This is a genomic window from Ligilactobacillus hayakitensis DSM 18933 = JCM 14209 (assembly GCF_000615845.1).
Lineage (GTDB): Bacteria > Bacillota > Bacilli > Lactobacillales > Lactobacillaceae > Ligilactobacillus > Ligilactobacillus hayakitensis.
This window is the reverse complement of sequence record NZ_BAML01000043.1, coordinates 1-9,281: the sequence shown is the minus strand read 5'-3', so window position 1 is coordinate 9,281 and position 9,281 is coordinate 1. Positions and strand designations below refer to the sequence as shown.

6 protein-coding genes and 1 pseudogene are annotated in these 9,281 nt (G+C 30.4%); 2 read left to right on the top strand and 5 right to left on the bottom strand.

The genetic code is table 11. The features are described from left to right. Together JCM14209_RS07990 and JCM14209_RS09775 are read right to left on the bottom strand one after the other, a co-directional pair. Positions 1–486, bottom strand: a pseudogene (locus JCM14209_RS07990) (ABC transporter permease); the annotation flags it as partial. Between the two features lie 121 nt (positions 487–607). Beyond that, positions 608–3,181: a YfhO family protein gene (locus tag JCM14209_RS09775; protein ID WP_025022951.1), complete on the bottom strand. Its 2,574-nt coding sequence runs from the start codon at positions 3,179–3,181 to the stop codon at positions 608–610. Positions 3,182–3,334: 153 nt separating this feature from the next. Here JCM14209_RS09775 and JCM14209_RS07980 point away from each other — a divergent pair, with 153 nt between their 5' ends. Next, complete coding sequence (locus JCM14209_RS07980; protein WP_025022950.1) at positions 3,335–5,647, top strand: glucosaminidase domain-containing protein; 2,313 nt, start codon at positions 3,335–3,337, stop codon at positions 5,645–5,647. Between the two features lie 323 nt (positions 5,648–5,970). Beyond that, complete coding sequence (locus JCM14209_RS07975) at positions 5,971–6,633, top strand: DDE-type integrase/transposase/recombinase (RefSeq protein ID WP_025022949.1); 663 nt, start codon at positions 5,971–5,973, stop codon at positions 6,631–6,633. An 86-nt stretch (positions 6,634–6,719) separates the two neighbouring features. On the opposite strand, the gene JCM14209_RS07970 is transcribed toward JCM14209_RS07975, so the two are convergent. The 3 genes from JCM14209_RS07970 to JCM14209_RS07960 all read right to left on the bottom strand — a co-directional run. Next, the gene (locus tag JCM14209_RS07970; protein WP_025022948.1) at positions 6,720–7,604 is read right to left on the bottom strand and encodes a beta-1,6-N-acetylglucosaminyltransferase; all 885 of its coding nucleotides are present in this window, start codon (positions 7,602–7,604) and stop codon (positions 6,720–6,722) included. 69 nt (positions 7,605–7,673) lie between these two features. Then, positions 7,674–8,294: a hypothetical protein gene (locus JCM14209_RS07965; RefSeq protein WP_025022947.1), complete on the bottom strand. Its 621-nt coding sequence runs from the start codon at positions 8,292–8,294 to the stop codon at positions 7,674–7,676. Between the two features lie 27 nt (positions 8,295–8,321). Further along, a partial coding sequence (locus JCM14209_RS07960; protein WP_025022946.1) for a peptidoglycan DD-metalloendopeptidase family protein occupies positions 8,322–9,281 on the bottom strand: 960 nt, incomplete at its 5' end.

The following is a 9,281-nucleotide window of genomic DNA, read 5'->3' as shown; positions in this document are numbered from 1 at the left end:
TATTATACATAATACAGTAATAAACGCAGTTAATATATGTGAGTATAATTCTAAAGATACACCTAAAGAAAGAAGTAATATCCCTCTAATAGTTCTCTTTTCTTTTAAAATTAAATAAAATCCCACTAAAGATAATGGAACAAATATTAGCGACCAACTTTCACCTATATCGAATCTTGAAAAGTCATTATGCATAACATAGGTACTTAATCTCAATTGTATTGCAAATAGATATGCTAATTTTTTATTATTGAAAAATACATTTCCAGCATAAAATGCTATGACTAATCCTAATAATGTTTCTGTAAAAATAAAAACGTATATACTTTGAATCGGGTTTTGCAAAATTAATCTAATTAAAGAATAAATTACTAGATTAACTGATGGATAAAACCTTCCGACTGCTATTCCAACGCTTTTAGCACTATACGTAGATATTTGATTAATTAAATGACCACTTTTTAATGACTGATAAACTTCTTCCATCCTCTCTAAATGAAAAATACGATCACTCGCAACAAAAAGTGTACCAGTTCTATAAAATGAGTATACGTATAAAAAAGAGAGTAATATCATACTAACAAAAATTAATGTATACTTTTGAATGTTATTCTTTTTTTCCATATTTTTTTATTTTTACTCCTTTTAAACTCATAAAAATTAGAATAATTACACTAATACTCGATACAAATAATGCTTGCTTTAATCCTGAAACAGTATATTTCATAACTACTTTTGTGCCAGTACCTTTGTCAAACCCAATAAAACCTCCCATAGATTTATAAGTCTTTAATTTTTTACCATCCACGTAAACCTTCCATCCTTCATCATATGGAAGATTTACTGTCATATTATTTTTTATTTGCTTAGCATTAAATGATATAGCATTTCCATTTTGAATTACGTTAGTAACTTTTGGTACTTTTATTAATTCATCAAGCTTTTTTCTCTTTTCAACCGTGACTATCGGACTAATATTTTGAATATTATTTCCTTTAAGTATTAATTTATTTTCAGTAATATTATTTGCTTTTCCTAAATTAATAATCCCATTCTCCCCAGTACTATTATCTCCAAAAGCTTTAGTTATATGCTTGCCATTAAATATGATATCCATATTTCCAAGTTCATCCATTATCCAACGATTACTTGGGATGTATAAATAAAGATTCCCCTCCTGAACGTTCATACTATAAATCACTTCTTGTGTTTTCACTTTTTCCTTTGTAAGGTTAACCTTTTGATACATTCGTTTTATTCCAAAACCACCTTCAAATATATCATTTAGATTATTGAAAAAATCTTCCCCTGTATCATATTTAAGATTAATAAACCCACCGTCATATTTTGTAGCAAATCCAATTGGCAATACATTATCATTTTTATAAATTTCAATGTTCTTTGTCCCATTAATTTTCTTATAATCTACTAATTGCGGAGTATTATCTTTAGTTGGCATTGAACCATATTGCCAACTTTCTTGCATTAATGCTTTATTTGGTACCAATATATATTTAAGACTCAATAATCGATTAATTCCTTCCGTACTACCACCATTAAAATTAGACCATCTAATCCATGAATGTTTTTGGTAATATCCTAATAAAGAAAGATAATCTGTCAATGACGTTGGCTGTTGGGAAACATATGTTGATACTCCCGCATAATTGAACAATAAAGGATCATTTTCATTTAATTGAACTGTAGAAGAAATTCTGTAACCATTGTCATTTCTAAGTTTTTGTAATACTTTTTTATTTTCCGACACATACTTAACATATGAATCGTATTTAGCTGATGTATCCATAGTTAATGTATTTTGGTACGAATACAAGATTTCTAAAATAACTATCAAAGCCATCATATATCTAAATTTATTAGATACTTTGCTTAAATAAATAGCAGCAACTATTCCAAATAAAATTGCCAAATCCATCTTAAAAACATGACTGTCTAAATATCCTAATTTATAATAGACTACTATCATCATATTCAAAAATAAATATGATATAACAGGAAGTAGCTTACTTTGTAATAACAAATTAATTCCATAATAAGCTACCACCATTAATACAAAATCAATGATATATGATTCCCTTTGATAAAAGCCATTAGGCATTGTGAAAACATGCCATATCATATACAGTCCTTTAATCCAACTTGATAAAAATAAGAATCCAATTAAACCAGCAAATAATAGTTTTAACTTTAAAATTACTTTTCTACTGAGAAAAAAAGCAACTATAGCTATTACAGTCAATAAACTTGTATACAGAATTGGTTCCATTCCTTTAGGCTGATTATAGTCAATAAGAGATCCAAATATTTTTCTAAAAACAAAAATTTTATCTGTACTAAATTGATATTTTTCTTGAGATACTTCTTTTTGACTTAACCAACTAGGAACCATCACAAATGCACTTCCAAGTAACGTCATTCCTGTATAAAATAATACTTTTAAATTAACTTTCAAGTATTCTTGTAATTTATTTGCTTTAAAAAATCCATAAATTACCGTCATCATTGCCAGAAAAATTAATATCATAGCTCCAATATAATAATTACCAATAAGGATAACTAATAATGGTAACCAATAATACATAGGATTTTTATTCTTATCGAAGATTAAGTATTCTAATCCAAGTAATACAAGGGGTAAATAGGCAATCACATTAAACCACATTACAGATTGCCAATAAGCTCGATAGAAACTACTCAAGCTATATATGGTGGATACAATAATCGAAGTACTCCAATATTGATTATTTTTTCCGAATAATTGCTTACTTATTTTATCTACCACTACTGAATGCCCTAAATAGTGATACATTATCAAACTTGTTAATCCTACATTAAATAATATATTAATTAGAAAAAAGTTTGGTAATTGCTCTGTTGAAAAAAATAAACTTAATATATTAATTGGAAAAATAACATAGTAAGTTAAAACGCTAAAGAAATTTCCTCCTATCGCTAAACTAGAAGAATACAATAACTTATGTATATTAAAAAAATTATGTTTATAATATGATGTAATCGCTAAATACTGATTTTTTAAATCTCCGGTAATCACAGAATTATTTCCAAACGGATGAATCCCTTTCATTGCAAAAATCACTATCAATATAGCAATCGGTAATAAAAAAGCAATTCCTCCTCTTAAAATCTTTGATTTTTTCATTAATATCCCCCTAACATAATAATATTCAAATTTTCCAGTTAATTGTATCATAGTATATTGTTAGTAAGCTAATTAATATCTATTTCTTATTTATTCTTCTATTTATCTACGTTATAATAATGAGAGGTATATCTATAAAGGAGGAAACAAGAAATGGTAGAGAAAAACAATGATAATTCAAAACTTAAAAAAGCATATATCGCTTCTGGGATTGCTCTTGCTTCAATTGGGGCAACTGCAGCTAACGCCGATAATGCTCAAGCAGATACTACTGCGACTACTCAACCTACAACTAATAAAAATGTAATTGATAATTCAAATCAACAACAAGCTACTCCTACTCAAGAAACTAACACTTATAAATCAATTACAGTTCAACCAAACGAAACTACAAATACTAATTATAATTATGGGGGAAACATTACAAATGATGTTTCTTCAACTAGTTCAGCACCTGCAAAAAACGCAACTAATGTCAGTGGCGCAAACAATGCGATGGCAGCTGGAACTTCTGGAAGTGTTACTTACAACCCTCAATTAGCATCAGCTCCTGCTAACGTAACTAACTTCGTTAATGCAATTAGTAAAGATGCTGTTCGTGTTGCTAATGAATATGGCGTATACGCTTCAATGATGATTGCGCAGGCTGGACTTGAAAGTGCGTGGGGACAAAGTACTCTTGCAACAAAAGGTCATAACTTATTTGGGGTTAAATATCGTGGGACTGGCGACTATATAACTATGCCAACTCAAGAATATTACAACGGCTCATTCCACTGGATTAATGATAAGTTCCAAAAATACGATAGCTACTATGGCTCATTAGTTGGTTATGCTCAATTAATCCAAAAGAACTACCCTAACTCAACAAGAGCTAAAGCTAGTTCTTATCAACAAGCTGCTCAAAATCTTCGACATGGGGTTTATGGAACTTACGCTACTGATCCTGGTTACGCTTCAAAGCTTACTAACTTAATTCAAAGCTATGGTTTTGCAGCATATGATAAAGCTACTACAAATAGCGCTGTTAAAGAAAAATATGAAAATGGTGCATGGTATCTTTACAATGGCAATAAGAAAATGACTGGTCTTCAATACCTTTCAACGGGGAATAAAGTTGTTTACTACGCTAATGATGGTAAGATGGTCCACGGACAAAAGAACATTAATGGTAAGTGGTACTACTTCGATGATAGATCTGGTGCTATGCAAACTGGCTTCAAATATATCGCAAGCCAAAAGAAAAATGTTTACTATAATGCTCAAGGTCAGATGCTTTATGGTCAACAAAAAATCAATGGGCAATGGTACTTATTCGACAAAAATAGCGGTGCAATGAAATACGGTTGGCAAAAAATTCCAGAACAAAATAAAACTGTTTACTATACTGAAAAAGGACAAATGGTCCATGGTCAAAAGTATATTAACGGTCACTGGTACTACTTTGATGACAAGTCTGGTGCTGAAGTAGTATCGACATTTAAGTGGATTCCTGAACAAAACAAGACTGTTTATTATAACAGCCAAGGGCAAATGCTTTATGGTACTCACTTAATTAATGGTAAAGTATATTCATTCGATAAGTATAGCGGTGCAATGCGTGCTAACACTTTCTTCTATAATAGTGAAACCAAAGGTACTCAATACTATGACTCTAAAGGACAATTAGTATTTGGTGAAAAACGTATTGGTAATTTCTGGTACCTTTTTGATAAGAACACTGGTAATCTCTTAACAGGATTCCAAAATTTAAAAGATTATGGTCAAAATAAAACTGTTTACTATAACAGCAAGGGGCAAATGCTTTATGGCCAACAAAAAATTAACGGACATTGGTACTTCTTTGATAAAAATAGTGGTGCAATGAAATATGGTTTCCAAAGAATTGAAGATCAAAAGAAAACAGTTTACTATAACAATGAAGGTCATATGATTTATGGTCTTCAAAAAATAAATGGTAACTTATACTATTTCAATAAGTCTAGTGGTGCAATGACAACTGGCTGGAGTTATGTTGAAAATGACGGTAAGTTACATTACTTCGATAAAAATGGTAAGTCAGTAACTGGCACTGTTAAAATTGGGAACAATACTTACCAATTTAACTTGAATGGTGATTTGATTACAGATAATAACCGCCACCAATTCTTATCTTCAGATGGTAAGTGGTTCTTATTAGAAAACGGTAAAGTCTTAACTGGTTGGCAAACTATTAAAGATCAAAACAAGACCGTTTATTATGATAAGAACTCTGGTAACATGCTTTATGGTCAACAATATATTAATGGTCATTGGTATCTCTTTGATAACGCATCTGGTGCGATGAAGACTGGTTGGCAAACTATTAAAGATCAAAATAAGACTGTTTACTATAACAAACAAGGACAAATGGTTTATGGTAAGCAAGTTATTGATGGTAAAACATATACTTTCAATGAAAAATCAGGAGCAGTCAGTAAATTTTAATCTTATATTAAATTCTAAAAAAAATAACGAGAATGTTAAAAACTTAATTTCTAACAAAAAAGGTTAGAAATTAAAAACCTTAAGAAATTACGTTTCAAAAAATATTGATTGGTTATAATACCTTCTATGTATACAGATGAAATATACAAAATCATCTAAATACTTGGAGGGTATTTTTTATGGCAAGAAAACCAAAATTTAATTCAGCACAAAAACTATCTATTTTAAATAGAGGCTAAAGAAAAAGGGATATATGAAATTTCTAAAAAGTATTCAATTAATAATAAAACCATCCAACTGTCTATTATACAAATATCAAGGAATTGAAAGCAGAAGTGAAATTAGATTTTACGGCTGATTTAAAACGTGTAAGATCTTGTATGCGTAATAATAATATTCGTGTAAATATCAGAAAGAAAAAGAGAAACCGAATTAAATTAAAGCTTGAATATATTAGTGAAAACCTATTATCTGGGCATTTTGATCGTGCAAGCAAGAATAAAGTTTGGGCGACCGATACAACTGAAGTTGTATATTTTGAAGATAACAAACCACAAAAAGTACGATTACATGCGGTATTAGATTTATACGTATGTTACGTGATTAGCTATAACCTTTCAAATACAGAAACTACATCGGCAGTAATTGATATATTTAAGAAAGCATTATCTAAAGATCCGGGAGTAAGACCTATGGTTCATACAGACCAAGGTGCTGCATACTGTTCACTTGTCTTTAATCACTATTTAGAAAAGATAAACTGCATCCATAGCATGTCTCATCCTGGACATCCATGGGTAAATTCCCCTATGGAGAGATGGTGGAATAATTTTAAACTACTTTGGCTGGAACGACACCCACAGCCACAATCATTTGAAGAATTAAAGAGACTAATTGACGAAGGTGTAAAATATTTCAATACAAAGAGAGCTTATGCATCAAAAAACGGTCTGACTGCGGAAAAGTTCCGCAATCAGACCGCATAGTCTATTTTATATATTTAAACTGTATACTTGACAGGACATAGTGCTCTTTATGTTTTTCAAAAAAGTTAGTTTTTTTCCTAACATCGTTATTTTTTTAGTATTATATTTTTGTTTAATTTATTGATTAATTTTTTTGAGAATTTAAAATCAATTTTCCTAGCAAAAAATGCATTAGATTCTTTTAAACTGTCATAATCTTCCAAATCTAACACAGCTGGATAACTTTCATTTTTTTTAGTCCAATCAATGTACCTTTTGTTATCATTTATAATTCTATTTTTTAATTTTTGATTATTGCATAAAATAGTCTGTAACCAAAATTCATCACTACAAAATCCTGATTTAAACATTTTTTTTACATTTTTATTATCTTCCAAATATTTAACAGCATACTCTACCATATCTCTTGGTGCATCAAACCATTGAGATCCAGAATATATATTCAAATTAACACTTAATTTTTTAAATTTGTTTATTCTTATAATAGTTTGAACTAAAATATTTATTCGATGATAAATTTTCCCAAAAGTTGATTTTCTGTTTATATTATCATAATTATAATAATATTTTTGCCACCAAATTATAGGTTCGCCACTTTTTTTAATATTCTTTGATTCATAATTTGTCATAAACATATACTTTTTATTAGCTTCGAAAAAATTATATGTTTCCTCTAAATTCTTTATTGGCCAGTCTTGTCCAGATATTAAATGTAGATACTCTATGTCTTTATTCTGCAATACTAACTTAATTAAGCTAATCGTCGCTTCAACAATACTCCAGCTTCCCCACTTAACATCAAATTCTGAAATATAATTTATATCATTTTCTTCTAATTCTTTTTTATATTTTTTCGTCAGATGCATTTTTTTGTCAAAATGTATATATACTGAAAATTTTGGTTTAAGAATTCTAGATAATTCTAAAACTTGTTCTGGATTTTTATGAGCTAATATTAAAATTGCTTGCATTTAAGTCCTCCTAAATTCATATACTTATACAACAAAAAGTGACCTCTTTCGAGATCACTTTTTATATTTTTATTGCGTAACTTCAGTATTACCTGCAACAGTTGAAATTTCTCCTGTTGCTCCTTCACTCTTAGCCTTATCTAAGATATTTTGCATTGTAGTCTTCTTCCAAGTACCGTCATTATCGAAGATGTATACATCATTACCCTTCATTGTGTAAGTAATTGACTTATCACCGTAACCATCTTGCCAATACATTTGATAGTACTTATCGCCACCAGTTGGTAATTCTGGAGTTCCCATTTTTGAACGTGATGCCTTTGTTACACCAACTTTACCTTTAGGAGCACCATCAACATTGATATTCTTATCATTAGCAGCATACCAACCTGTTAAAGCAGCTTCTTGTTCTTCAGTAAGTTCATTAGCATCTGAAGCTAATTCTGAATCCTTGTCATCACTATCTTTCTTACTTTCTGCTGATGAAGCTGTCTTTTTACTTACGGCTTCACCAGATACTGCGTTAGCATCCATATCTAACTTAGAAGCTTTATCAGCTTGAGCAGCGCTCTTGCTTACACTAGTTGCTGAACTTGAATCTTGTGATTGTGCATCTTGATTTCCACAAGCAGCTAAAGTTCCCATAAGAACCAAACTACTCATACCAACAATTAATTTATTTAATTTCATTATTATTCCTCCAACTTAATCAACGAACTACTTTTGATTTGCGATACCATTCTTAATTACTGATAATGGGTTCAACCATGTATCATTATTATTGAAGGAGTTAGCAATAGCTTTATCGATATTTTGTTCACGTGTAATACCTAAGTGTAAGTGTGAAGTATTACGGTAACCAATAACATCACCAGTCTTAATCTTTTGACCAACTGAAACTTTGATGTTTCCACGGTTAGAGAATGCTTCTTGGTAGACAATGTTATAACCATCATCTGATTTAACTACAACATAGTGTTCAAGTCCCGGAGTGTATGATACACGAGTAACTGTACCACCATGAACAGCGTGGACTGAAGAACCTGGGTGATCATATGAACCGAAGTCTAATCCATCGTGGAATCCATTTGTACGGAAACCACCTCCGGGATTTACACCGAATAATTGAGCACCTGTAAAGCTACCTTGTCCGATTGAAGGGAATGGCCAGCCCCAGGTATTTTGAACATTTGAGCTAAAGTCGTAAGTTTTGCCATCAATTGTTATCTTACCAGTTGCCATTGCTCCGGAAAACTTATCAAAATAATATTCTTTTCCATTAATTTTTTGCAAACCATATTGCATCTTACCTTGGTTATTGTAGTAAACTGTCTTATTTTGGTCCTTAATTTCTTGGAAACCTGTCTTCATTGCTCCTGATTTTTCATCAAATAAATACCATGAGCCGTTAATATATTGTTGACCGTATTGCATTTTTCCTTGCGTATTGTAGTATACAGTTTTATTTTGGCCCTTAATTTCTTGGAAGCCTGTCTTCATTCTTCCAGAATTTTTATCAAAAAAGTACCATGAGCCATTAATCTTTTGTTGACCATATTGCATCTTACCTTGCGCATTATAGTACACTTTCTTATTTTGATTTTTAATTTCTTGGAAACCTGTTTTCATTGCTCCTGATTTTTCATCGAATAAGTACCATGAGCCATTAATCTTTTG